Source organism: Rhodovarius crocodyli, assembly GCF_004005855.1.
GTDB lineage: Bacteria > Pseudomonadota > Alphaproteobacteria > Acetobacterales > Acetobacteraceae > Rhodovarius > Rhodovarius crocodyli.
Map to the genome: position 1 here is coordinate 983,391 of NZ_SACL01000001.1, position 22,675 is coordinate 1,006,065.

The 22,675-nt window shown below is 68.0% G+C and carries 22 protein-coding genes; 17 read left to right on the forward strand and 5 right to left on the reverse strand.

The features are described 5' to 3' along the window. Window positions 1-28: 28 nt before the first annotated feature. Window positions 29-1,402, reverse strand: coding sequence for an ABC1 kinase family protein (locus EOD42_RS04715; RefSeq protein WP_127786291.1), 1,374 nt, complete (start codon window positions 1,400-1,402; stop codon window positions 29-31). After that, window positions 1,395-3,227 (reverse strand): M3 family oligoendopeptidase, encoded by a 1,833-nt coding sequence (locus tag EOD42_RS04720; RefSeq protein WP_127786292.1) that lies wholly within the window; start codon window positions 3,225-3,227, stop codon window positions 1,395-1,397. Before EOD42_RS04720 ends, EOD42_RS04715 begins: the two co-directional genes overlap by 8 nt. A 55-nt stretch (window positions 3,228-3,282) precedes the next feature. On the opposite strand from EOD42_RS04720, the gene EOD42_RS04725 reads away from it, so the two are divergent. Both EOD42_RS04725 and EOD42_RS04730 read left to right on the forward strand, forming a co-directional pair. After that, complete coding sequence (locus tag EOD42_RS04725; RefSeq protein ID WP_164867782.1) at window positions 3,283-5,028, forward strand: AMP-dependent synthetase/ligase; 1,746 nt, start codon at window positions 3,283-3,285, stop codon at window positions 5,026-5,028. Between the two features lie 14 nt (window positions 5,029-5,042). Continuing rightward, window positions 5,043-6,422, forward strand: coding sequence for an aspartate aminotransferase family protein (locus EOD42_RS04730; RefSeq protein ID WP_127786293.1), 1,380 nt, complete (start codon window positions 5,043-5,045; stop codon window positions 6,420-6,422). A gap of 3 nt (window positions 6,423-6,425) precedes the next feature. Here EOD42_RS04730 and EOD42_RS04735 read toward each other — a convergent pair whose 3' ends face one another. Further along, a complete protein-coding gene (locus EOD42_RS04735) occupies window positions 6,426-7,481 on the reverse strand; it encodes a sulfite oxidase (RefSeq protein ID WP_164867783.1) in 1,056 nt (351 codons plus the stop codon). Between the two features lie 130 nt (window positions 7,482-7,611). Here EOD42_RS04735 and truB point away from each other — a divergent pair, with 130 nt between their 5' ends. The 3 genes from truB (at window position 7,612) to EOD42_RS04750 (ending at window position 10,562) form a co-directional block, all read left to right on the forward strand. After that, on the forward strand, window positions 7,612-8,556 hold the full coding sequence (gene truB, locus EOD42_RS04740) for a tRNA pseudouridine(55) synthase TruB (RefSeq protein ID WP_127786295.1): 945 nt from the start codon (window positions 7,612-7,614) through the stop codon (window positions 8,554-8,556). Between the two features lie 50 nt (window positions 8,557-8,606). After that, entirely contained in the window at window positions 8,607-8,876 is a 270-nt protein-coding gene (gene rpsO / locus EOD42_RS04745; protein WP_127786296.1) for a 30S ribosomal protein S15, read from the forward strand. 228 nt (window positions 8,877-9,104) lie between these two features. Next, window positions 9,105-10,562, forward strand: coding sequence for a hypothetical protein (locus EOD42_RS04750; RefSeq protein ID WP_127786297.1), 1,458 nt, complete (start codon window positions 9,105-9,107; stop codon window positions 10,560-10,562). Here the strand turns inward: EOD42_RS04750 and EOD42_RS26135 are convergent. Both EOD42_RS26135 and EOD42_RS04755 read right to left on the reverse strand, forming a co-directional pair. Next, window positions 10,549-10,836 carry a hypothetical protein gene (locus EOD42_RS26135; RefSeq protein WP_206020235.1) on the reverse strand — a complete coding sequence of 96 codons (288 nt, stop codon included), beginning with the start codon at window positions 10,834-10,836 and terminating at the stop codon, window positions 10,549-10,551. The two genes, EOD42_RS04750 and EOD42_RS26135, sit on opposite strands and share 14 nt — an antisense overlap. Further along, the gene (locus tag EOD42_RS04755) at window positions 10,833-11,495 is read right to left on the reverse strand and encodes a MerR family transcriptional regulator (RefSeq protein WP_206020236.1); all 663 of its coding nucleotides are present in this window, start codon (window positions 11,493-11,495) and stop codon (window positions 10,833-10,835) included. The genes EOD42_RS26135 and EOD42_RS04755 overlap by 4 nt, the downstream gene beginning before the upstream one ends. A 229-nt stretch (window positions 11,496-11,724) precedes the next feature. On the opposite strand from EOD42_RS04755, the gene EOD42_RS04760 reads away from it, so the two are divergent. The 12 genes from EOD42_RS04760 to EOD42_RS04815 all read left to right on the forward strand — a co-directional run bounded on the left by EOD42_RS04760 (window position 11,725) and on the right by EOD42_RS04815 (window position 22,581). Continuing rightward, entirely contained in the window at window positions 11,725-12,282 is a 558-nt protein-coding gene (locus tag EOD42_RS04760; RefSeq protein WP_127786298.1) for a MarR family winged helix-turn-helix transcriptional regulator, read from the forward strand. Between the two features lie 14 nt (window positions 12,283-12,296). Beyond that, window positions 12,297-13,781 (forward strand): 4-hydroxyphenylacetate 3-hydroxylase family protein, encoded by a 1,485-nt coding sequence (locus tag EOD42_RS04765; RefSeq protein WP_127786299.1) that lies wholly within the window; start codon window positions 12,297-12,299, stop codon window positions 13,779-13,781. Then, window positions 13,781-14,656, forward strand: coding sequence for a branched-chain amino acid ABC transporter permease (locus tag EOD42_RS04770; RefSeq protein WP_127786300.1), 876 nt, complete (start codon window positions 13,781-13,783; stop codon window positions 14,654-14,656). The genes EOD42_RS04765 and EOD42_RS04770 overlap by 1 nt, the downstream gene beginning before the upstream one ends. After that, window positions 14,653-15,480 carry a branched-chain amino acid ABC transporter permease gene (locus tag EOD42_RS04775; RefSeq protein ID WP_127786301.1) on the forward strand — a complete coding sequence of 276 codons (828 nt, stop codon included), beginning with the start codon at window positions 14,653-14,655 and terminating at the stop codon, window positions 15,478-15,480. The genes EOD42_RS04770 and EOD42_RS04775 overlap by 4 nt, the downstream gene beginning before the upstream one ends. Next, window positions 15,477-16,247: an ABC transporter ATP-binding protein gene (locus tag EOD42_RS04780; protein ID WP_127786302.1), complete on the forward strand. Its 771-nt coding sequence runs from the start codon at window positions 15,477-15,479 to the stop codon at window positions 16,245-16,247. Before EOD42_RS04775 ends, EOD42_RS04780 begins: the two co-directional genes overlap by 4 nt. After that, a complete protein-coding gene (locus EOD42_RS04785; protein WP_127786303.1) occupies window positions 16,240-16,947 on the forward strand; it encodes an ABC transporter ATP-binding protein in 708 nt (235 codons plus the stop codon). The genes EOD42_RS04780 and EOD42_RS04785 overlap by 8 nt, the downstream gene beginning before the upstream one ends. A 149-nt stretch (window positions 16,948-17,096) precedes the next feature. Continuing rightward, window positions 17,097-18,281 carry an ABC transporter substrate-binding protein gene (locus tag EOD42_RS04790; RefSeq protein WP_164867784.1) on the forward strand — a complete coding sequence of 395 codons (1,185 nt, stop codon included), beginning with the start codon at window positions 17,097-17,099 and terminating at the stop codon, window positions 18,279-18,281. 514 nt (window positions 18,282-18,795) lie between these two features. Further along, the gene (locus EOD42_RS04795) at window positions 18,796-19,965 is read left to right on the forward strand and encodes an OprO/OprP family phosphate-selective porin (RefSeq protein WP_164867785.1); all 1,170 of its coding nucleotides are present in this window, start codon (window positions 18,796-18,798) and stop codon (window positions 19,963-19,965) included. 121 nt (window positions 19,966-20,086) lie between these two features. After that, the gene (locus EOD42_RS04800; protein WP_127786306.1) at window positions 20,087-21,040 is read left to right on the forward strand and encodes a tripartite tricarboxylate transporter substrate binding protein; all 954 of its coding nucleotides are present in this window, start codon (window positions 20,087-20,089) and stop codon (window positions 21,038-21,040) included. A 4-nt stretch (window positions 21,041-21,044) separates the two neighbouring features. Further along, on the forward strand, window positions 21,045-21,497 hold the full coding sequence (hemJ, locus tag EOD42_RS04805; RefSeq protein ID WP_127786307.1) for a protoporphyrinogen oxidase HemJ: 453 nt from the start codon (window positions 21,045-21,047) through the stop codon (window positions 21,495-21,497). A 98-nt stretch (window positions 21,498-21,595) separates the two neighbouring features. Next, the gene (locus tag EOD42_RS04810; RefSeq protein WP_127786308.1) at window positions 21,596-22,081 is read left to right on the forward strand and encodes an energy transducer TonB; all 486 of its coding nucleotides are present in this window, start codon (window positions 21,596-21,598) and stop codon (window positions 22,079-22,081) included. Then, on the forward strand, window positions 22,078-22,581 hold the full coding sequence (locus tag EOD42_RS04815; RefSeq protein WP_127786309.1) for a hypothetical protein: 504 nt from the start codon (window positions 22,078-22,080) through the stop codon (window positions 22,579-22,581). Before EOD42_RS04810 ends, EOD42_RS04815 begins: the two co-directional genes overlap by 4 nt. The last annotated feature ends 94 nt before the right edge of the window (window positions 22,582-22,675 follow it).

A 22,675-nucleotide genomic window follows, 5' to 3' on the forward strand; every position in this document is an offset into this window, starting at 1 on the left:
CCGGATGGCTGGGCGCCCCGCCCAATAATCAGGCGGGTTCCAGCCCCGCCTCGACCAGGGCGGCGGCCTGGCGGTCGGCCAGCGCCTGCTCATCGAACCCGTCGATCAGCTCCATGAACAGCCGGTGCCAGTTCTGTTCGGTCTTGAGCCGCATGAAGGCGGAGCCGACCCCCACCGCCGCGCGGTCCATGAAGGGAAACTCGCGCGGCACCTTCACGGGCTTGCCGGTGCGCGCGGCCTCGGCCTTCAGCCCGGCGTGCACGGCCTGGGCCACGCTGCGCCCGTAATTCGGGTCGTCCGATTTCTGGATCGGGCGCACCCGGTCCTCGATCAGCGGGTCGTAGAGGAACTCGGCCCAGGATTTCAGCAGGCGCAGGGTTTCCTGGGACAGGCCGGTGAAGCCCCAATCCTCCAGCGCCTCATAGGCGCGGGCGTCATGGCCGTCGCGGATCGCCTCGAACAGCCGCACCACCCCGCCGACGAAGCGCGGCGGAAACACGCGGATGGTGCCGAAATCCAGCAGGCTGATGCCGCCGGGGCCCATGTCGTCAGGCTGGCGCACCAGGTAGTTGCCCAGATGCGGGTCGCCGTGGATCACGCCGCAGACATACAGCGGCTTGTACCAGGCCTCGAACAGGGCGCGGGCATAGACGCCGCGCTCCTCGGCGGAGGGGTCTTCCTCCAGCCGCTTCAGCAGCGGGCGGCCGGGCAGCCAGGACATGGTCAGCAGGCGCTGGGTGGTCAGATCCTCGACCGGCTGGGGCACGCGCACCTGTGTGGAGCCGCGCAGCATGATGCCGTACAGCTTCTGGTGCTTGGCCTCACGCGTGTAGTCCAGCTCCTCCCGCAGGCGGTCCGACAGTTCCTGGAAGACCTCGCTGTTCTCCAGCGTGGAGTCCATGCGCTGATACAGGCCGAGCGCCATGCGCAGCTGCCTGAGATCGGCATCCACCACATTGGGCATGTCGGGGTATTGCAGCTTGCAGGCCACCGGCGTGCCGTCGGGCAGCATGGCGCGGTGCACCTGGCCCAGAGAGGCGGCCGCGGCCGCATCCTGGCCGAATTCCTTGAACTTCGACTGCCAGTGCGGACCGAGCTCCGCCGTCATGCGGCGCTTCACGAAGGCCCAGCCCATGGGCGGGGCGTTGGACTGAAGCTCGGCCAGTTCCTGCGCGTATTCCTCGGGCAGCGCGTCGGGCACGGTGGACAGGAACTGCGCGACCTTCATCAGCGGGCCCTTCAGCCCGCCGAGCACGGCCTTCAGGTCCGCCGCATGGGCGGCCTTGTCGGTCTTGATGCCGAGAAAGCGTTCGCCCGCCACGCGCGCCGCGATGCCGGTGACGGCGCCGGAGGTGCGGACGAAGCGCCGCACTTCTCCGAACAGCTGCTTTTCCTCAGCCATCGGCGGCTTCGAGCTGGTCGATGAAGCCCGAGATCACATCGAGGCCGCGCTTCCAGAACTCCGGATCGGCCGCCGAAAGCCCGAAGGGGGCCAGCAGCTCCTGATGGCGCAGCGTGCCGCCGGCGGCCAGCATGTCCAGGTATTTCTGTTCGAAATCAGCCACCTGGCCGTCCTTGTAGACGCCGTAGAGCGCGTTCACCAAGCAATCCCCGAAGGCATAGGCATAGACGTAGAAGGGCGTGTGGATGAAGTGCGGGATGTACGCCCAATAGACGTTGTAGTCCTCGGTGAAGTCGAAGGCGGGGCCGAGGCTCTCGGTCTGGATGCTCATCCAGATCTTGCCGATATCCTCGGGCGAAAGCTCGCCGTTGCGGCGCGCCGCGTGCAGGCGGGTTTCGAACTGGTAGAACGCGATCTGGCGGACCACCGTGTTCAGCATGTCCTCGACCTTGCCGGCCAGCAGGATGCGCTTCTTCGCCGGGTCGGTTTCCGCCGCCAGCATGGCCTGGAACGTCAGCATCTCCCCGAACACGCTGGCGGTTTCGGCGAGCGTCAGCGGGGTGGAGGACATCAGGTAGCCCTGGTCCGCCGCCAGGCGCTGGTGGACGCCATGGCCCAGCTCATGCGCCAGCGTCATCACGTCCCGCGCCTTGCCGTGGTAGTTCAGCAGCAGATACGGGTGCGCCGAGGGCACGGTGGGGTGCGCGAAGGCGCCGGACGCCTTGCCCGGGCGCAGGGCGGCGTCGATCCAGTTCTTCTCGAAGAAGGGTGCCGCGACCTCGGCCAGCCTGGGCGAAAACGCGTGGTAGGCCGCGCGCACCTGCTTGACCGCATCGGGCCAGGCGATGGTGGTGTCGGCATCGGAAGGCAGGGGCGCGTTGCGGTCCCAGTGCTGCATCTTCTCCATGCCCAGCCACTTCGCCTTCATGGCGTAGTAGCGGTGCGAGAGCTTGGGCAGATACGCCCAGACGGAGGAGACCAGCGCCTCCACCACCTCGTCCTCGACCATGTTCGCGCGGTTGCGGTAGGAGGCGGGGGTGGGATAGCGGCGCCACTTGTCCATCACCTCCTTGTCCTTGGCGAGCGTGTTGGTGATGAAGCTGAACAGCTTGATCCGCTGCGCGAAGGCGGCCGAGACGCCCTCGGCCGCGGCGCGGCGCTTCTCACGGTCACGGTCCGAGAGCTGGTTCAGCGCGGCGCTGACCGAAACCTCCTTGCCGGAGACGGTGACGGTCATGTTGGCCATCGTCTCGTCGAACAGGCGCGACCACGCCGACCGGCCGGAGATGTCCTTCTCGTGCAGCAGGCGCTCCAGCTCATCCGACAGCTGGTGGTCGCGGAACAGGCGCAGGTCACGGATCCAGGGGGCCCAGCCGGCGAGATCCGGGCTGGCTTCCTGCCAGGTTTCCAGCAGCGCCTCGTCCAGCAGGTTCACCTCCAGGGTGAAGAACACCAGGTTGGAGGAGACCTCCGTCACCTTTTCCTGCACCGACTGGTAGAACTGGCCGTTGGCGGTGTTCTGCGCGTCACCGGCATAGATCAGGCTGGCGAAGCTCATGGCCCGGCCCAGCACTTCCTCGATCGCCTCATATTCCGCGATGGCGGCGGCCAGGGCGTCACCGCCGAGGCCCGCCAGCCTGCCCGACAGCCGCGCCTTGAACTGCGCCGCGTCCTGGTTTGCCTTCTCCAGGTCAGCCTTCAGCCTGGGGTCGTCCTGGCCGGCATACAGGTCGGAAAGGTCCCAGACCGGCAATGCCTCGCCGCCGCCGGCGGAAGCATCCAGGGGGGCATGGGGCAGGGGGCGAAAAGCTTGGGACATCTGCATAAGCTTCCATATATGCCCGAAAGGGCCACGGCCAAGCGGGGGATACGGCAAGTCTATGTCAGAACGAGCGGCACAGGAATTCGCCCCCACGGGCGCCACCACCCTGCACGGCATGATGCTGGCCCTGGCGGAGCGCGAGGCCGGCACGACCTATGTGCGCCACTGGCGCGACGGCGCCTGGAACAGCATGAGCTGGGGCGAATTCGGCGCCGCCATCCGCCGCGCCGCCGCCGGCCTGCATGCCATGGGCGTGCAGCCCGGGCAGCGCGTGCTGCTGGTCAGCGCCAGCCGGCCGGAATTCCTGATCGCGGACAATGCCGTCATGGCGCTGGGCGCCATCACGGTGCCCACCTATGTGGCCAATACCGTCAGCCACCACGCGCATGTGATCGGGGATTGCACGCCTTCCCTGGCCATCACGGACACCCACGCCAACGGCCTGAAGCTGAAGGAAGCGGCGGCGCAGGCCGGCGTGACGCTGCCGGTGGTGCTGATGGAAAAGGCGGGGATGGAGAATTTCTCCGCCTGGGACGAGGTGATGAGCTTCGGCGACCAGCCGCCGCCCATGGCCACCGACGGCGAGGCCACGGCCTGCATCATCTATACCTCGGGCACCGGGGGCGCGCCGCGCGGGGCCATGCTGCCGCACCGCGCCATGCTGTCCAACACCCAGGGCGTGCGGCTGGCCGGGCGCGGCATTCCCTTCAAGGGCGGGCGCTACCTGTCCTTCCTGCCGATGTCGCACAGCTATGAGCATACGGTGGGCGGCTTCATCCTGCCGGCGCTGGGGATGGAGCTGGTGCTGTCACGCGGGGCGGAGCACCTGGTGCGCGAATTCGCCGAGCACCGCCCCACCCTGATCACCACCGTGCCCCGCCTGTTCGAGGTACTGAAGACCCGCATCCTGTCCCAGGTGGAGGGCGGCGGCGTGAAGCGCTGGCTGTTCGACCGCGCGCTGTCGCAGGGGCTGCGCCGGCTGGACGGTCCGCCGCTGAACCCGTTGGAACGCCTGCTGGACCCCGTGCTGGACCGGCTGGTGCGCGCCAAGGTGCGCGCGCGCTTCGGCGGGGAACTGGTGGCGATGATCTCGGGCGGAGCGCGGCTGGACCCGGAACTGTCCGGCTTCTTCCTGGCCATGGGGCTGACCGTGCTGCAGGGCTATGGCCAGACCGAGGCCGGGCCCGTGGTCTCCGTCAACCTTCCCTGGAGCAACGACCGCCACACCGTGGGCAAGCCGCTGCCGGGGGTGGAGGCGCGCATCGCCGAGGACGGGGAGCTGCTGGTATGCGGCGAGCTGGAGATGCAGGGCTATTGGAACGCGCCGGAAGCCACGGCCGAGGCCCTGCGCCCGGATGCCGGCGGGAAAACCTGGCTGCATACCGGCGATATCGGCGTGCTGGACGAGGCGGGGCGCATCCGCATCACGGACCGCAAGAAGGACTTCATCAAGCTGGTGGGCGGCATGATGGTGGCCCCCGCCCGCGTGGAAGCCCTGCTGACGGCCGAACCCGCCATCGCGCAGGCCGTGGTGGCCGGTGAGGGAGAGGCGGCGCTGGTGGCGCTGCTGGTTCCGGCAGAGGGCCGCGCCGATGAGCTGGAAGCCGCCGTCAGCCGCGTGAACAAGCGCCTGGCGGGCCATGAGCGCATCCGCCGCTGGGCGAAGCTGGATGAGGCCTTCAGCATCGAGAACGGGTTGCTGACCCCCAGCATGAAAACCAGGCGCAAGCAGGTGCTGGAACACCATTCGGCGCTGATCCGGGCCTTGCAGAGCGGCACGGCCCATGCTGCGCTGGCCGGATAAGGAGTGCCTTGCCGATGCCCGATACCAACCTGTCCAACAGCGCCATCATCAACGCCTATATGGCGGCCACCCCGGGCAGTGCCGCGCTGCACAGCAAGGCTCTCGGCGCCTTCCCCAGCGGCATCACGCATGACAGCCGCTGGCTGAAGCCCTATCCGCTGTCCTGCGAGCGCGGCAAGGGCGCCATCAAGTGGGATGTGGACGGCAACCGCTATGTCGACCTGTTCGGCGGCCATGGCTCCCACCTGCTGGGGCACTGCCCGGATGCGGTGGTGGAAGCCACCATCGAGCAGATGCGCAAGGGCAGCCAGTTCGGCGCCAGCCACGCGCTGGAAATCGAATGGGCCAACCTGATCCAGGAAATGGTGCCGGCGGCGGAGCGCGTTCGCTTCACCTCCTCGGGCACCGAGGCCACGCATATGGCCGTGCGCCTGGCGCGCGCGCACACGGGCCGGCGCAAGATCGCCCGCTTCCACCGCCACTTCCACGGCTGGCACGATGCCATGGCCTTCGGCGTGGACGGGCATTTCGACGGCACCCCCACCCCGGGCGTGACGGAGGCCGTGGCGGACGGCGTGGTGCTGCTGCCGCCCAATGACATCGACGCCGTGCGCGCCCTGTTCGAGCGTGACAACGACATCGCCGCCGTCATCATCGAGCCGATCGGCGCCAACACCGGCAATGTGCCCATCCCCGGCAGCTTCCTGAAGGCGCTGCGCGCCGTGACGCAGGAATACGGCGTGCTGCTCATCATGGACGAGGTGGTGACCGGCTTCCGCCTGGCACCCGGCGGCGCGCAGGAAGCGCGCGGCGTCACGCCCGACCTGTGCACCCTGGCCAAGATCGTGGCCGGCGGCATGCCGGGTGGTGCCGTGGCCGGCCGCAAGGAATTGCTGGACGAGCTGGATTTCGACGTCTCGGCCGCCAAGGGCCGCGAGAAGATCAAGCACCCCGGCACCTACAACGCCAACCCGGTCTCGGCCGCGGCCGGCATCGTCACGCTGAAGGCCATCCGCGACACCGACGCCTGCGCGCGGGCCAATGCCGCCGCGGAGGCGGTGCGCCGGAACCTGCGCAAGGTGCTGGCCGAGGAGAATGTGCCCTGGGGCATCTATGGCGAGTTCAGCTTCTTCTTCATCTACATGAACGGCGCCAAGCTCGACATCGACCCGATGACCTTCGACGGGTTCAGCGTGCCGTCCAGCACCTTCGTGCCGGATACGCGCAAGACGCTGACGCAGAAGCTGCACCTGGGGATGATCACCAACGGGGTGGACCCGATGGGCTTCCGGGGCGGCATCCTGTCGGCCGAGCACGGCGAGGCGGAGGTGGCGGCCATCACCGACGCCTTCCGGAACACGCTGAAGGCGCTGAAGGTTGAGGGGGAGATCTGAGCTTCAGATCCCCACCGCCACCACCGCATTGTTGAGATAACCACGCGGGTTCCAGGGCGGCGCCATCGGCTGGCTGTTGCCCTGGGAGTCCGTAGCCCGGGCCATCAGCGTGCCGCCCAGGGGCACCAGCCCCCGGAAGCGCCGCCACGCCCAAGGCCCCTCGCCCGGTTCCAGCACCGCCGGCGCCCAGCTGGCCCCGCCATCGCCCGACACCACGACCGACGCCACGGGCACATGCCCGGACCAGGCGAAACCGCGCAGCGCCACCTGGTCGCCCTGCCGGGCGTGGTGGGTGATCAGCGACTTCACCGGCATGTCCGTGATCACGCGGAAATCGGCGGGGTCCATCGCCTCGCCAGGGGCATAGGGGCGGGTGGGCATGCGGTAGTCGGTGCCGGTCATCTTGGCGCCGTCATGCTCGCAGTCGCGCACCCACAGCCGGTTCAGCCATTTCTGCCAGGCGCTGCCCGGATAGCCGGGCACGACCACCCGCAGCGGCGCGCCATGCAGGCGGGGCAGGGGCTCTCCGTTCATCTCGAAGGCCAGCAGGGTCTCGGGGGCCAGCGCCTTGTCCAGCGGGATCCCGCGCGACAGGGCGGGCCTGTCCGGCTTGCCGATCGCGTGGTCGGGGCTTTCATGGGCGATGTACAGGGCGCCGGGCAGCAGGCCCGCCGCGCGCAGCACATCGGCCATCCGCACGCCGCGCCAGCGCGCGCAGCCCACGGCACCCGGGCCCCAGGCCAGGCCGTCCGTGGGCGGGGTGAAGGTGGCGCGGCCGTTGCCCGCGCATTCCAGCACGGCCACGACCTCATGCACGGGAAAGCCGGTGCGCAGCTGGTCCACCGTCAGGCGCAGGGGGCGGCGCACCGCGCCCTCCACATTCAGCATCCAGTCGCCGGGCACTTCCTCGGGCACGGTGCCGTTGTTGCGCAGGAAAAACAGCTCGTTGGGGGTCAAAGCCGTGTCCAGCAGGGGCGCCGGGGTTTCGGCGTTGAGGGCGGGATCGTCCAGCAGGATCAGGGATCGCTTACCGGGGATGTGAGTCGGGCGGTCCAGCATCGCCTTCAGACATGGCCATGCCGGGCCGATAAGTCCAGCGTGGCGTGCGGCCCTGCCCTGCGCCACGAACGCCCTTCCCTTTCGCGGCGTATCCCGTAGAACCCCCCGCTCCATCACTGCGCCGGACACTATGCCCCGCCATTTCCGCAAGAAGCCCAAGGGCCGGCCGATCGACGGCTGGCTGATCGTGGACAAGCCCTCCGGCATCGGGTCGACCGATGTCGTGAACAAGGTGAAGCGCGCCTTCGACGCGCAGAAGGCGGGCCATGGCGGCACGCTGGACCCGCTGGCGACCGGCCTGCTGCCCGTGGCCTTCGGCGCGGCCACCAAGACCGTCCCTTACGTGATGGACGGGGCCAAGACCTATCGCTTCACCCTGCGCTTCGGCATCGCCACCGATTCCGACGACGCGGACGGCCAGGTGATCGAGACGACGGACGCCCGCCCGACCGACGACGCCATCCGCGCTGCCCTGCCGCAGTTCATCGGCGACATCATGCAGGTGCCGCCGATCTATTCCGCCATCAAGGTGAACGGCGAACGCGCCTATGACCTGGCCCGCGACGGCCAGGAAGTGGTGCTGGAGGCCCGCCCCGCCCGCGTGGACCGCTTCGAGCTGGTCGAGCGCCCCGACGCCGACACCGCCACCTTCGAGGTGGAGAGCGGCAAGGGCGTCTATATGCGCAGCCTGGCGCGCGACATCGCGAAGGCGGTGGGCTCGCTCGGCCATATCATCGTGCTGCGGCGGCTTTCCGTGGGCCCGTTCAAGGAAGCCCATGCGGTTTCGCTGGACAAGCTGCTCGAAAGCGCCGATACGCCCCCGTCCCTGGACCTTCTGCTTCCGCTCGCGACCGCGCTGGACGACATCCCGGCACTGGCCGTTACGGAACAGGAGGCCACGAGGCTCATGCAAGGCCAGGCCCTCAGCCTGGTGGACTTCATGGGCCGCGTTCCTGACGCCGCCGACCCCATGGGGGGCCTGGTGCGCGTGATGGCAGGGGACCGGTTCGTCGGCCTGTGCCGGCTCGAGGAGGGCATGCTCGTCCCCGAGCGGTTGATGGCGGTGCCGGAATAACACCAACAAAGGACGCTTTCGGGCGTCCGCACCCTGAAGGATCTGGCACGATGTCGATCACAGCCGAGCGCCGTACCGCGCTCATCGCCGAATACGCGACCAAGCCCGGTGACACCGGCAGCCCCGAAGTGCAGGTCGCCCTGCTGACGGAGCGGATCAGCAACCTGACCGAGCACCTGAAGACCCACGCGAAGGACTTCCATTCGCGCCGCGGCCTGCTGGTGCTGGTCGGTCAGCGCCGTGGCCTGCTGGACTATGTGAAGCGCAAGGAAATGGCTCGCTACCAGAGCCTGATCCAGCGCCTGGGCCTGCGCCGCTAATATCGGCAACGGTAACGAAGAACCCGCCCGGCGAGAGCCTGGGCGGGTTTTTTGTTTTCGCTCTCAGGATGAGTATCATTCATTTTAATGATATCGACACTCAAGAGAAGAAAAGTCGTTACTGTTTATATTAATATTATTTAATATATTAATTTTTCCTTTAATATCAATGAAATACTATATTATTCGTCACTGTTTTACATATCAATTATCATTGATCATCTTAGCGTGACCATCGCAATGTATCTCCTCCGCAAAAGGAAGGGGATTATGCTAAAATACGTCACGCTTGGGATTTCAGCATCTCTCTTACTTGGCTGTGTATCACCACCAGATCTGAATGTGCGAGATCAATGGGGGCGAGCCTTAACCCCGCTCGGCATACAGGCCGTCTACCCGATGCGGGAAAGCTTCTATCCGGGAGACATCCTGCTCTACACGCCAAATTCCTGCGGTGAGAACGTTTCCCGGTCCCCGGAGACCGCCAGGTTGGGTTCCGTACCGCTACCACTGCTGCGGCAGGCTTTGCTGGGCGCATACGGTACACAGCCGCAATTCGCGCCGAGTTTTACCGCAGCCCGAACATCCGCACCCGCTCCCAACAGGCCGGATGCAACGACGCAGGCCTTGCCCATCTTCTCGCAGCCCGTGCTCGACGGTTCCGTGGCGCAAACCTTCCTGCCTGATGACGCCACGCCACGCACCGTGCTGCGCGGCAGGCTGGCTGCCTTCCCGGGTGTCGAGGTGGCAAGCTTCCAGCGCGCTACCCTGACGGGAACCTTGGGCGGCGGAGGAGGCCTCGGAAGCTTTCTGGGCCTGAGCGGCGAAAGGCAGCAACGCACCTCCATTACCGTCTCGCAGGTGGAGGAACTGGAAATACCTGGGCCCATCATGCTGAACATGATCGCCCAGTACCTGAACAGACCCGAGGCACTGGAAACCTTCAACCCCGAGCGCATTCGTGAGATGGAAAGTGCGATGCGGCTGCAGGGCGCCGCTGTTCCCTGTAGAGAAGGCCAGTACCCGCCTTCGACGGTCGTTTTCGTCAACCGCGTCTTCTATGCCCGGGCCATCGATTATGATTTCGGCCAGCGCACCGCTCTCGTCGCGGAGGCCGCGGTCGCTTTGTCGCAGAGAGCGATCAGAAACCGGATCTCGGTCGCGGCGACGCCGAGCGCCGCCAATGGCCTTGTGCAAAGCCTGGAAACCGATGCCAATGAGATTCTCACGGCGCTCACGACACTGTCCTCGGGCACTGTCCCCGGTGTCAGTTCCACGATAGCGGTGGGGACTTCCGGATCGCTCGTGCTGCGGCAGGCATTCGATCGCCCACTGGCATTCGGCGTGCACGTCTCCTACCGCTACGGCCTTGACCAGCTATGGAACAGACTGGCCGACGCTCTCGAAGCCCGGCAAACGCCTCAGCCTAAAGAGGTGGCGGAGATAATCACCATCAGCGCCGATCCGCCAACCCTGACACCAGCCAACCGCTTGTCGGCCAGCTGGCAATGCGATCCGCCTCGCACCGACATCGAGCGACTTCGTTGCGCCGCACGTGATGAACTTCAGCGTGGCGGAGGGCATACGGGACCATTGGGACCGTTGGGAGGAGGGGGGCCTCTCCGCACTACGCCGGAAACCATGATGTTGCAGCAGCGCCTGGGTCGCGGGGCTATCTCTCCCTGACGCGGACGGCTGCAGTTCTGACCGCGATCACATCCTCGGTGCGCGCCCGGACATCGGGCGCCGCCAGACAACTCTCCACCGCCTCATAGCCCGGCGCACCCGGCTGCGCCGTCACCCGCATCGGTGGGCTGTGGTTGGCGGGGCAGAACAGGATGTCCTCACGCGCCGTCAGCGCGCCCAGGTCGAGCATGGCCGTCGAGCGCGTCATCAGGAACAGGCAGCGCTTGCCCGTGGGGCGCAGGCGCAGATGGGCGGAAAGCGCCTGCTGGGTCACGGCATCCAGCCCTGTTCCACCAGGTCGATCACCAGGTTCTCGCCCGGGCTGTCCAGCGCGGCCAGGACGGCCGACAAGGCGTCGGAGGGGGTGGCACCCTCCCCGAGCAGCCATTCCATCCGTGCGGAGGGGCCGGGCGGGCGGTCCAGCGGCAGGAAGCGCGTGTCCGGCAGCACCTCCGCGATGCGTTGCGCCAGCCGCGTCTTGCCGCTGCCCAGGGGCCCCGTGATCCAGGTGATGGGGGCGATGGCCGGCAGCGAGAAGGGCTCGCCGCCCCAGGGCCAGGGCAGGTCGAAGGCGAGCGACGGGCCGGTTTCCAGCAGGCCGGACAGCGCGCCGGGCGCCAGGCGCAGGGCACGCAGCTTCGCCAGGCTGCCGGCGATGCGCGCGGCCTCGGATTTCAGCGCGGCCTCATGGGCATCGAGCGCCGCGGTCCATGCCGCCTCGTCGCCGGCCAGCACGCGGCCCACCTGCGCCAGCGACAGGCCGAGCGCGCGCAGCGCCGCGATCTCCGCCGCCCGCGCCGTCTCGGCGGGGCCATAGGCGCGCCAGCCGGCGGCGGTGCGGCCGGGCGTCAGCAGCCCTGCCTGCTCATACAGGCGCAGCGCCTTGACGGAGACACCCAGCCGGGCGGCAGCCTGGGACAGGCTGAGAGACATGGTGCGGCACTCCTGTGGTGGCGCTCGCTCTATCCACGCTGCCCCAGGGGCTGGGTCAAGCGGTTTCCGCGCGGCCGTATTAGCGAAGTAAGTTAGACATTATCTGCCCACGCCCGATGCAGGGCCGCACGCGGTCGCCCGGAATCCGTGCAACCTTCGTTTCGCAGGCGCGAACCTACTGTGAAATTTCAGATTGAGATTGCGAAGTAGCTTAGCCTAGGCTCCGTCCATGGGCCTGAAGACGACACCGACCCCCGCGATCCCGCGCACGACATCCCGCGATGCGCTGCTGATCGACGGGTCCGACGCGGAGTTCCGCAAGCTGGTGCACGGGCTGCTCGCCCTCAGCACCCGGCATGAGGCACTGCGCGATGGCCATGGCGCGCGCATCGGTCTGGCGGGCCCGGCCTACACCATCCTGATCTCGGTGCGGGACCTGGCGGCCCAGGGGCCGATCACCGTCTCGGGCGTGGCCGAACACCTGAAGGTCTCCGGCGCCTTCATCACCGCCGAGACCAACAAGCTCGAAACGCGCGGCCTGGTCACCAAGACGCGTCACCCGGAGGACGGGCGCCGGGTGCTGCTCTCCGTCACCGAGGCCGGGCGCGCGCTGCTGGCGGACCTCGCCCCGGTGCAGACCATCCTGAACGACGTGGAGTTCGGCCCGCTCACCCGCGCCGAATTCCGCACCATGCTGCGCGTGATCGAACGGCTGATCCCGGCCGCCGACCGCGCGCTCGAACTCCAGGCGGCGATGGCCGCCGGCGATGCCCGAGGCGTCGCATGACAAAGGAAACCCTCATGGCCGACGTCAAGAACGGCGCACAGCACATCGCCAGCCTGAAGGATGGCCGCCAGGTCTATCTGGACGGCACATTGGTCAGCGATGTGACGACCCACCCCGCCTTCCGGGGCGCCGTGGCCTCGGCGGCGAATTTCTACGACATCCAGTCCAAGCCCGAGAACATCGACTGGATGACCTTCGATTGCGGCGGCGGGCGGCGGGTGTCCCGCGCCTGGGAAATGCCGCGCAGCTATGAGCAGCTGGTGTCCCGCCGCAAGTCGCTCTCGGCCTGGGCGGCCAGCTCCTGCGGCTTCATCGGCCGCAGCCCGGACCATGTGGCGTCCTGCATGATCGGCCAGGTGATGGCCGGCGACGTGTTCGAGAATTACAGCCCCGCCCGTGCCAAGGCGCTGCGGGATTATGTGGCCGAGGCCACGCGCAACGACTGGTTCCTGACCTACGTCATCATCAACCCGCAGGCCGACAAGTCGAAGGGCTGGGGCGAGCAGGCGGAGCCCGATCTCTCGGCCCGCATCGTGGATGAGGATGCCGAGGGCATCACCATCCGCGGCGGCAAGATGCTGGGCACCAGCGCCATCATGGCCAATGAGGTGCTCGTCGCCTCCCTGCAGCCGCTGCGCCCCGGTGAGGAAGACCTCGCCTTCTCCTGCTGCCTGCCGATGAACGCGAAGGGGCTGAAGGTGCTCTCGCGCAAGTCGTATGAGGCGCATGCGGTCAGCGAGTGGGACAACCCCCTCTCCTCGCGCTTCGATGAGAATGACGCGGTGCTGTGGTTCGAGGACGTGAAGGTGCCGTGGGAGCGCGTGTTCGTTCACCGCAACACTGACATGTGCCGCGCGATGTTCCACGACACCTGGGCCCACACCATGCAGAACTACCAGGCGCAAATCCGCCTGGTGGAGAAGCTGCGCTTCCTGACCGGCCTCGCCCGCCGCGTGACCGAGACCATCGGCACGGTGAACATGCCGCCGGTGCGGGATGCGCTGGGCAAGCTCGCGGCGCAGACCGCGATGGTGGAGGCGATGCTGCACGGCATGGAGGCCAGCGGCAGCCAGCAGGGCGAATGGTTCGTGCCCAACAAGCACATGATGTATTCCGCCCAGGTCATCACCCAGACGCTGTACCCCGAGATCGCGAACATCGTGCGTGAGCTGTCGGGCGGCGGGCTGATCATGCTGCCGTCCAGCGCCGCCGATTACGGCAATGACGAGATGGCCCGCATCATCCGCACCACCCAGCAGTCGCCCGCCGCCGGCAGCGACGAGAAGGTGAAGTTCATGAAGCTGGCCTGGGATGCGGTGGGCAGCGAATTCGCGTCGCGGCACCTGCAATACGAGATGTTCTATGCGGGGGCGAACTTCGTCACGCGCGGGCACAGCTTCCGCACCTATGACTGGGCGCGGGCGACGGCGATGGTGGATGATCTGATGGCCAGCTACGACCGGCCGGCCATGGCGCCCATCCAGTGGCGGGCGGCCTGATGGTCGCGCAGCAGCTCGTCAACGGCCTCATGCTCGGCGCCATCTACATGATGGTGGCGGTGTCCTTCACGCTGTTCTTCGGGTGCCTGAACTTCCTGAATTTCTCGGTGCCCGCGCTGTTCATGCTGGGCGGGTTCCTGACCTGGGCCTTCGTGCAGATGGGCATGCCCTGGGTGGTGGCGGTGCTGGGCGCGCTGGCCGTGGCGGCGGTGGCATCGCTGATCGTGGAACGCCTGACCTGGCGCATCCAGCGCGGCGGGCCGCCGCTGATCCCGCTGGTGTCCTCGCTGGGCTTCCTGATCCTGTTCGAGAACCTGGTGCTGGTGCGCTGGGGTTCCGATGCGCGCTCCATCCCCTCACCCTTCGGCGACGCCAATATCCGCATCGGCGAGGTGGTGTTGGGCGTGCCGCAGCTGGCCTGCCTGGTCGTCGCGATCGGGCTGGTGTTCGGGCTGCAGTTCCTGCTGGCGCGCAGCAAGCTGGGGCGCGGCATCCGCAGCGTGGCCGAAAGCCCCGAGACCGCGACCATCCTGGGTGTCGAGGTCAACAAGGTGGTGCCGCGGCTGTTCCTGCTGGCGGGCCTGTTCTGCGCGCTGGCGGGGGTGATGTTCTCCCTCAGCTACCAGCTGGTCTCGCCCTTCATGGGGGACCAGGTGGCGCTGAAGGGGCTGGCCGCCATGGTGCTGGGCGGCATGGGCAGCGTGTGGGGCGCCGTGATCGGCGGGCTGGTCATCGGGCTGATCGAGATCTTCGCCATCAGCGCGCTGTCGGCCGACCATGTCAGCGTGGTGGTCTACGGGCTGCTGCTGGCGGTGCTGATCGTGCGGCCCACGGGCCTGTTTGGTGACGCCGGGCTGGGGCAGCAGAAGCTATGAGCGGCTATTGGGCGGGCATTCTCGTCATCCTGGCGATCAACGTGATCGCCGCCTATTCCGCCTGGCTGCCGCTGGCGGCGGGGCAGGTGAATCTCGGCACCGCGGGCTTCATGGCAGTCGGCGCCTATGCGGGCGCGGTGTTGAGCGGCGACTATGAATGGCCGGTGGGTGCCGCCATCGCGGCCGGTGCAGTCGCCAGCGGGTTGCTGGCGCTGCTGGTGGGCTCTGCCGTGCTGCGCACGCGGGGGCTGTATCTGGCACTCGCCACGCTGGCGGTGAATGAGGTGGTGCGCGGCATCCTGCTGAACTGGGATGCGGTGGGCGGTGCCTCCGGCTATCCGGTGATCGCGCATATCGAGCTGCTGCCGATCGCCATCGCCGCGCTGTGCGTGTTCCTGGTGGCGGCCTGGCTGGGCGCCAGCCGCTTCGGCATGACGCTGCACGCCATCGAGCAGGACGAGACCATGACCGGCCTGTTCGGCGTGCATGTGTCGCGCGTGCAGCTGGCGGCCTTCACCATCGGCGGCGTGATGGCGGGGTTGGCCGGCGCGCTCTACGCGCATCATTTCTCCTATATCGAGGCGCAGTATTTCACCGTGCTGATGTCCGTCACCATCGTGCTGTCGGTGGTGCTGGGGGGTGTTCAGACGGTGTGGGGGCCGCTGGTCGGCGCCGCCTTCTTCACCCTGCTGCCGGAGCTGTTCCGGGGTGCCTCCAACTGGCGCTACGTGCTGTTCGCGGCGGGGGTCATCGCCATCATGGCGCTGCGGCCGCAGGGCATCGTGACCCGTGCCGCGCTGATGCGGCTGCGGAGGGCGGCATGACCCTGTTCCGCATCGAAAACCTGCGCAAAAGCTTCGGCGGCCTGGAAGTGATCCGGGGCGTGTCGCTGGAGGTGGCGCAAGGCCAGCGCCTGGCGCTGATCGGCCCGAACGGCGCCGGCAAGACCACCGTGTTCAACCTCATCAACGGCTATTACCGGCCGGATGAGGGGCGCATCCTGCTGGATGGCCAGGACCTGGTGCCGATGGCGCCGCGCCTGCGCATCCGCCATGGCCTCGCGCGCAGCTTCCAGAACATCCGGCTGATCCCGCATCTGACGGTCGAGGAGAACGTGCTGCTCGGCGCGCATATCCACGCCGGCGGCATGCTGGCGCAGGCGCTGCCGCTGTTCATGGGGCGCGGGCGCAAGCTGCGCGAACAGGCGCGCGGGTTGCTGGAGGATGCGGGGCTGACCGCGCATCGCGGCGCGCTGGCGGGCTCTCTCGCCTATGGGCTGCGCAAGCGGGTGGAGGTGGTGCGCGCGCTGATGGCCCGCCCCCGCCTGCTGCTGCTGGATGAGCCCTGCGCGGGCCTGAACACCCAGGAACGCGGCGTGCTGATGGAGGAGCTGCAGCGCATCGCGGCCAGCGGCGTGACCATGATGGTGGTCGAGCACGACATGCACTTCGTGGGCGGCCTGTGCGACCGCGCCATCGTGCTGAACTTCGGCGAGAAGATCGCCGAGGGCACCCCCGCCGAGGTCGCCCGCGACCCCGCCGTGATCGAGGCCTATCTGGGCCATGAGCCGGAGAAATACGCCCATGCTTGAGGCCACTGGCCTTGCCGCCGCCTATGGCCCCGTGAAGGCGCTGGACGGGGTCTCCCTGACGGTCGCGCAGGGTGAGGTGGCCGCCGTGCTGGGCGCCAACGGCGCCGGCAAATCCACCCTGCTGCGCACCCTGCTGGGGCTGATGCCGGGCGCGGGCGGCACCGTGCGTTTCTGCGGCGAGGATATCTCGAAGCTCTCGACGCCGGAGCGGGTGCGGCGCGGCCTGGTGCTGGTGCCGGAAGGCCGCCGCGTGCTGACCGGGCTGACGGTGGAGGAAAACCTGCTGATGGGCGCCTATCCGCGCCGCGACACGCCGGGTGCGGCCGAGCTGGACGCGATCTACGGGCGCTTCAGCAACCTCGCCGCGCGGCGGCACATGAAGGCGGGCGTGCTGTCGGGCGGCGAGCAGCAGATGCTGGCCATCGGCCGCGCGATGATGGCCCGCCCCAAGCTGATGATGCTGGACGAGCCCTCGCTCGGCCTCTCGCCGCGCCTGACGTCCGAGGTGTTCGCGCTGATCGCGGCACTGAACGCGGAGGGGATGTCCATCCTGCTGGTGGAGCAGAACGCGCTGCTGGCGCTGGAAGCCAGCCAGCGCGCCCTGGTGCTGGAGCTGGGGCGCGAAGTGGTGGCCGGCACGTCCGCCGCGCTGCTGAAGGATGACCGGGTGCGGGGTGCCTATCTGGGGGCGGCGGCTTGATGGCGCGCCGCCTGCCCGGCACGGGCGCCGCACTCACGGTTTCCAAAGGCCTTTCGGCCTTTGGCGGGGTGTTTGAGGGGCGGCGCCCCTCAATGGGGGTTTCCGGGGGCAAAGCCCCCCGCGTGCAACATCACAAGGAGGCTAACAACATGATTTCCCGTCGTCCGCTACTCGCTGCCGGCCTGGCTCTGCCGGCGGTCTCGGCCCGTGCGCAGGGCGCGCCGCTGCTGCTGGGCTTCACCACCAGCAAGTCCGGCAACTGGGTCACGCTGACGCGCCGCAACGAGATCGCGGTCTCGCTGGCCGTCGAGGAAGTGAACGCGGCCGGCGGCGTGAATGGCCGCCCCATCGCGATCAAGATGTTCGACTGCGCGTCGCGCCCCGAGCAGGCCGCCGTGGCCACCCGGCAGTTCGCCGAGGATGACGGCGCGCTGGCCGTCATCGGCCCGTTCAGCAGCAGCGAATGCCGCGTGGCCTTCCCGGTGGGTGACCGCCTGGGCATCCCGCAGATGGCCATCGCCAGCTCCGCGCCCGGCCTGTCCGCGCCGTTCCGCTTCGCCTTCCGCAATACCTCGGACGAGGCCTATCTGTTCGAGCGCCTGCTGCCTGTCTCGCGTGAGGCCGGCATCCAGATCCGCCGCGCCTCCATCGCCTATACCACCGATGAGGTGGTGGGCCGGTCCATGGGCACGGATGTGTACCCCAAGCTGCTGCAGGCGGCCGGCATTCCGGTGGCGGGCACCGTGTCCTTCCCGGTCGCGGCCTTCGACATGTCGGCCCAAGTGGCGCAGCTGAAGGCGCAGAACCCCGATATCGTGTGCATGGGCGGCCCGCCGGAGCCCGCGATCGCGCTGGTGAAGGAAATGCGCCGCCAGGGCATGACCGCGCGTCTGGTGGGCGGCACCACCATCATGGACGTGAACCTGCCCGAGCGCATGGGCGCGGACGGCAACGGCACGCTCATCAGCTCCACCCACTTCTACAACTTCGACACCCCCGCTGCGAAGGCGTTCAGCGACAAGTTCGTCGAGCGCGCCCGCGCCGCCGGTGAGACGGGCGAGCTGCGCCCGGGCATGTATGACGCGACGGCGCACAGCATCGTGCATTTCTATGCCCGCGCCATGGCCAGCGCCCGCGTGACCGGTGAGCGCGGCAAGCTGGCGGCCGAGCGTGCCGCCATCCGCGATGCGCTGCGCGCCATGCGCGACGTGGACACCATCGAGGGGCGCCTGGCGCGCTTCACCGATGGCGGTGATGCGCTCAAGACCGCCTATGTGCTGGAGATCCAGAACGGGTCCTTCCGCCTGATCGGGCAACGCGCGCCCACCGCCTGAACAGGGGCGGCGACATGTCAGCCGGGGGGCGCTGGTCGCCCTCCGGCTGTTCTTTTTTCGCGTGACGGAATATTGGCGATCACGGGTCTGCCAGAATCCTTTCCTTGGAATTACACAACGTCCATGTAATCGCTGCTGTGGCGGGCGGGCGGAGAAGCGCCGGATATTGCGCCGCAACATCGCTGGTCAGGCGAGGGCAGGCCCCAGACATGGCAGGGGCCGCCAGGTGAATCCGCCACAAAGAAACGATGGAATTTTTCACTGACCGCGCGACCGATAGTCGGACAATCTGCATTTTATGAATACGCAAGAAATATTGTTTATGTCACTTCATTGCGGTTGGTGTCAGTTTATTATTTGCACGTCGATTTCTTCATGAAACTGACTTCATGATGGCATTGGTCTTCCCGGCCCGGATCCGTAGACAGCGGCCACAACACATCCGGGAACTAGGGTTATGCGGGTCCGTTCTTGCCTCCTCGCAGGGCTTGTCCTTTCAACCAGCGGTGCCGCCATGGCCCAGACCACGGGCGACGGCATCAGCTGGTCGGGCATCCGCCCGCAGCTGAACCTGGCTGACGGCAACTTCACCATCACGCCCGTCGCGCGGCTGGACCTGCATGCGGGTTCCTATTTCGACCAGGACCGCGACGTGTCCGACCGCTTCTCCAGCGGCGCCAATGTCCGCCGGGCGCGCGTGGGCGTGCGCGGCACCATCCTGAAGGACATCAGCTACAACTTCACCTGGGAGCTGGCGCCCTCGACCCCGCAGGATCCCTCGCGCGGGGGCCGCATCTTCGAGGCGTCGATGTCCTATACCGGCATCCGCGGCCTGCGCATTTCGGCCGGCGCCTGGACGCTGCCGCACACCCTCGCCTACGCCTCCTCCTCCTCCGAGATGATGATGCTGGAGCGCCCGGCGATCGCCGCGATGGCGACCAGCCTGGCCTCGGGCGATACCCGCCTGGCCGTGGGCGCCGAGGCGTTCAACAGCCGCCTGTACGGCGCGGCCTTCCTGACCCAGGGCGTGCTCTCCACCCTGCATGACGACCGCCAGCGCGGCGTGGTGGGCCGTGTGGCCGGCCTCGCGCTCGACGGCTTCGTGAAGCTGCAGCTGGGCGCCAACTTCGCCTATCAGGACCGCCCCGGCAGCAACAACCGCGAGGCCCAGCGCCTGCGTGACTACCCGGAGCTGCGGCTGAACAGCTTCCGCTACCTCGACACCGGCACCATCCCCGCCAGCTCCGCCTGGGCGGTCGGCCCGGAAGTGTCGGGCATGATCGGGCGCATGCACTTCGCGGCCGAGTACCAGCACATCCGCATCAACGCCAACACGGGCGGCGAGCGCAACTTCAATGGCTGGTACATCCAGACCGCCATCCCGCTGATGGGTGAGCCGCGCACGCGCAACAACTCCAACGCCACCTGGCGCCGGGGCCGCTCGCGCGATCTGGATTTCAACGGCAACTGGGGCGGGCTGGAGGCGGCCTTCGGCTACAGCTACGCCAACCTGCACGACGCGCCGACGCGCGGCGGCAGCCAGGAAATCTATACCGCTGCCCTGAACTGGTACCCGATCTCCAACATCAAGTTCACGGTGCAGTACCAGGTCGGCAACATCGCCCAGACCACGCAGAACCGTGGTTTCCAGGCGATCAGCTTCGGCACCATCCTCAGCTTCTGAGGATCACTACCCCGGGCCGCCTATCGTCCGGACCTACTACTTCCCTCGACTGTCATCCGGGTGGCTTCGGCCGCCCGGATTTCCTCTTTTCGGGGGCCGCGTTTTCGCCTCTGATCACGGCATGGAACGTCCCATCAGAGCCTTAACGGCCGCCCTCGCCCTGCTGTGTCTTGCCGCGCCTGTCCGCGCGCAGGACGCCACCCCCAACCGCCCCATCCAGCTGATCATCCCCTTCCCGCCCGGCGGCAACACGGACCTGATGGGCCGCGCGCTTCAGGCCGAGCTGACCCGCGCGCTGGGGCAGACCGTGGTCGCGGTGAACCGGGGCGGGGCCGCCGGCGCCATCGGGGTGGCGGAGGCATTCCGCGCGCGGCCGGACGGCACGACCATCGCGCTGTCGCCCAACAACGCCATCACCACCCAGCCCTTCATGCAGGCCACGCCGTACCAGGCGGACGGGTTCCGGTATCTGTGCCAGGTGTACGACAACCCGCAGGTCGTGATCCTGGGGCGCGGCGCGCCGTTCGAGGATGTGCGCGGCATGCTGGGCCAGGCCCGGCGCGGGCCGGATGCGCTGACCTATGGCGTGCCGGGCATGGGCAGCACCCAGCATATCCTGACCGCGCAGATGCTGCGCACGGCGGGCGTGCAGGCGCTGGCGGTGCCATTCACGGGCGCGGGGCCGATCGCGACGGCAGCACTCGGCGGGCAGATCATGATGTTCGTGGAGAGTGCGGCGGTGTCGACCAGCACGGGGCTGACGGCGATCGCGGTGCTGGGTGAGCGGCGCCTGCCGGGCATGCCCAACGTGCCGACGGCCGCCGAGGCCGGGATTGCAATGGTGGGCAGCACCTATGGCGGGCTGGTGGCCCCTGCGGGCCTGCCGGACGATGTGGCAGCCACCATCGAGCGCGCGTGCGAGCGCGCGGTGGCGAGCGAAGGTTTTCGGAGTGCGGCGGAGCGGCTGAACGCGGGCGTGGCCTTCCTGCCCGGGGCGGCGTTCCGCGCGCGCTTCCTGGCGGAGGCGGAAGTGAACCGGGGGCTGTTGGCGGAACTCGGGCTGACGAATAGATGAGGGCATGACCCTCGATTTCCTCAGCCACTTCTACCCCTGGACCAAGGCGCTGCACGTGATCAGCGTGATCGCCTGGATGGCGGCGCTGTTCTATCTGCCGCGGCTGTTCGTGTACCACCACGAGACCGCGGCGGGGTCGGCCGAGGAAGCGCGCTTCGTGGTGATGGAGCGGCGGCTGGCCCGCGCCATCATGGGGCCGGCGATGCACGCGACCTGGACCTTCGGGCTGATGCTGGTGCTGACGCCGGGGGTGGTGGATTGGGGTGCGGGGTGGTGGCACGTGAAGTTCGCGAGCGTGGTGGGGATGACGGTGTTTCATACCGTGCTGGCAAGGTCGCAGAGGCGGTTTGCGAAGGGGGAGCGGGTCAAGAATGGCCGCTACTGGCGCTTCATGAACGAGGTGCCGACGCTGTTGATGATCGTGATCGTCATCATGGTGATCGTGCGGCCGTTCTGAGGATCGGTACGCCCCCGATCTTTTGACCTACGCAACGCCATGTCGGCCGTGCGAGACTTCGACCCGCTGCGACTACCTACCTCGAAAGGCTTTCGGACGTGCTGCGACTGATCCTGCGGGCTGCGGCGTTCCTGTCGGTGATGGCCGTCGCCATCCCCGATGCACCCGCGCAGCCGACGTCCGGCGCGGCGCAGAGCCGGGGCACCGCGCAGGTCCAACCCGGACCGCAACTGCCTGACTGGCTGCGCCATATCGAGGCGCTGTTCCAGCGGAACCGCCAGTATCCGGAGGAGTCCCGCCGCGCCCGGGAGGAAGGCGTTGTGATGGTGGCGTTCCGGGTGGCGGCCGATGGCCAGGTGAGCAACCTGCACCTGTCACGCTCATCCGGCTTTCAGCGCCTGGACGAGGAGGCCGTGGAGCTGGTGCGGCGGTCCTCGCCCCTGCCCGTGCCGCCGGCCGATCTTCACCAGAACGCGCGCAACCTGATACTGCCCGTGCGCTTCAGCCTGCGCGCGGCGGCACCGCCCCAGGGCGGGCCATCCCCTTCTTCCCACAGCGACAATCCGGGCCACGCCGGCAGTTGATCCGCGCCCTCATCGCCGGCCTGCTCGCCATCGGGCTCTCCCTGTTCATCGAGACCCTGGCGCTCACGGAACTCTCGCGCGGCGCGGTGGGGCCGGTGCTCGCCGTCATCATGATGGCGGTCATCCTGGGCCCGATCATCGAGGAAGCCGCCAAGCGGCTGTTCGCTGATATCCTGCGCGCCCGCTGGGGCGCCACCGGGCTGGTTTTCGGTGTGTATGAGGGGCTGGGCAAGCTCGACTCACCCCTGCTGATGGAAAGCCAGGCACTGCTGGGCGGGCTTGCCTCCCTCGCCTTCCATTGGGGCCTCGGGCGCGTCTCCTGGCCCGGGCGTTGGCCGATGGGGGCCGTCATCCTCATTCACGCCGCCTATAACGGGTTCAGCGTGGTGGCGCAGCATCTGGTGGGGGATGTCTCCAGCTGGCTCACCGCCGGCATCGCCTTCGCCATCCTGGCGGTTTCCTTCGCGAAAACCACGCCCCGCACCACAACCACTCATTGACGCGGGGCCCCCGCGTCCCTAATCCATAGCGCAGCGACGCCCTTCGGGCCTCGCCCTTCCCAACGCCAGCGCAGCGGCCGCATGCCGGTACGGT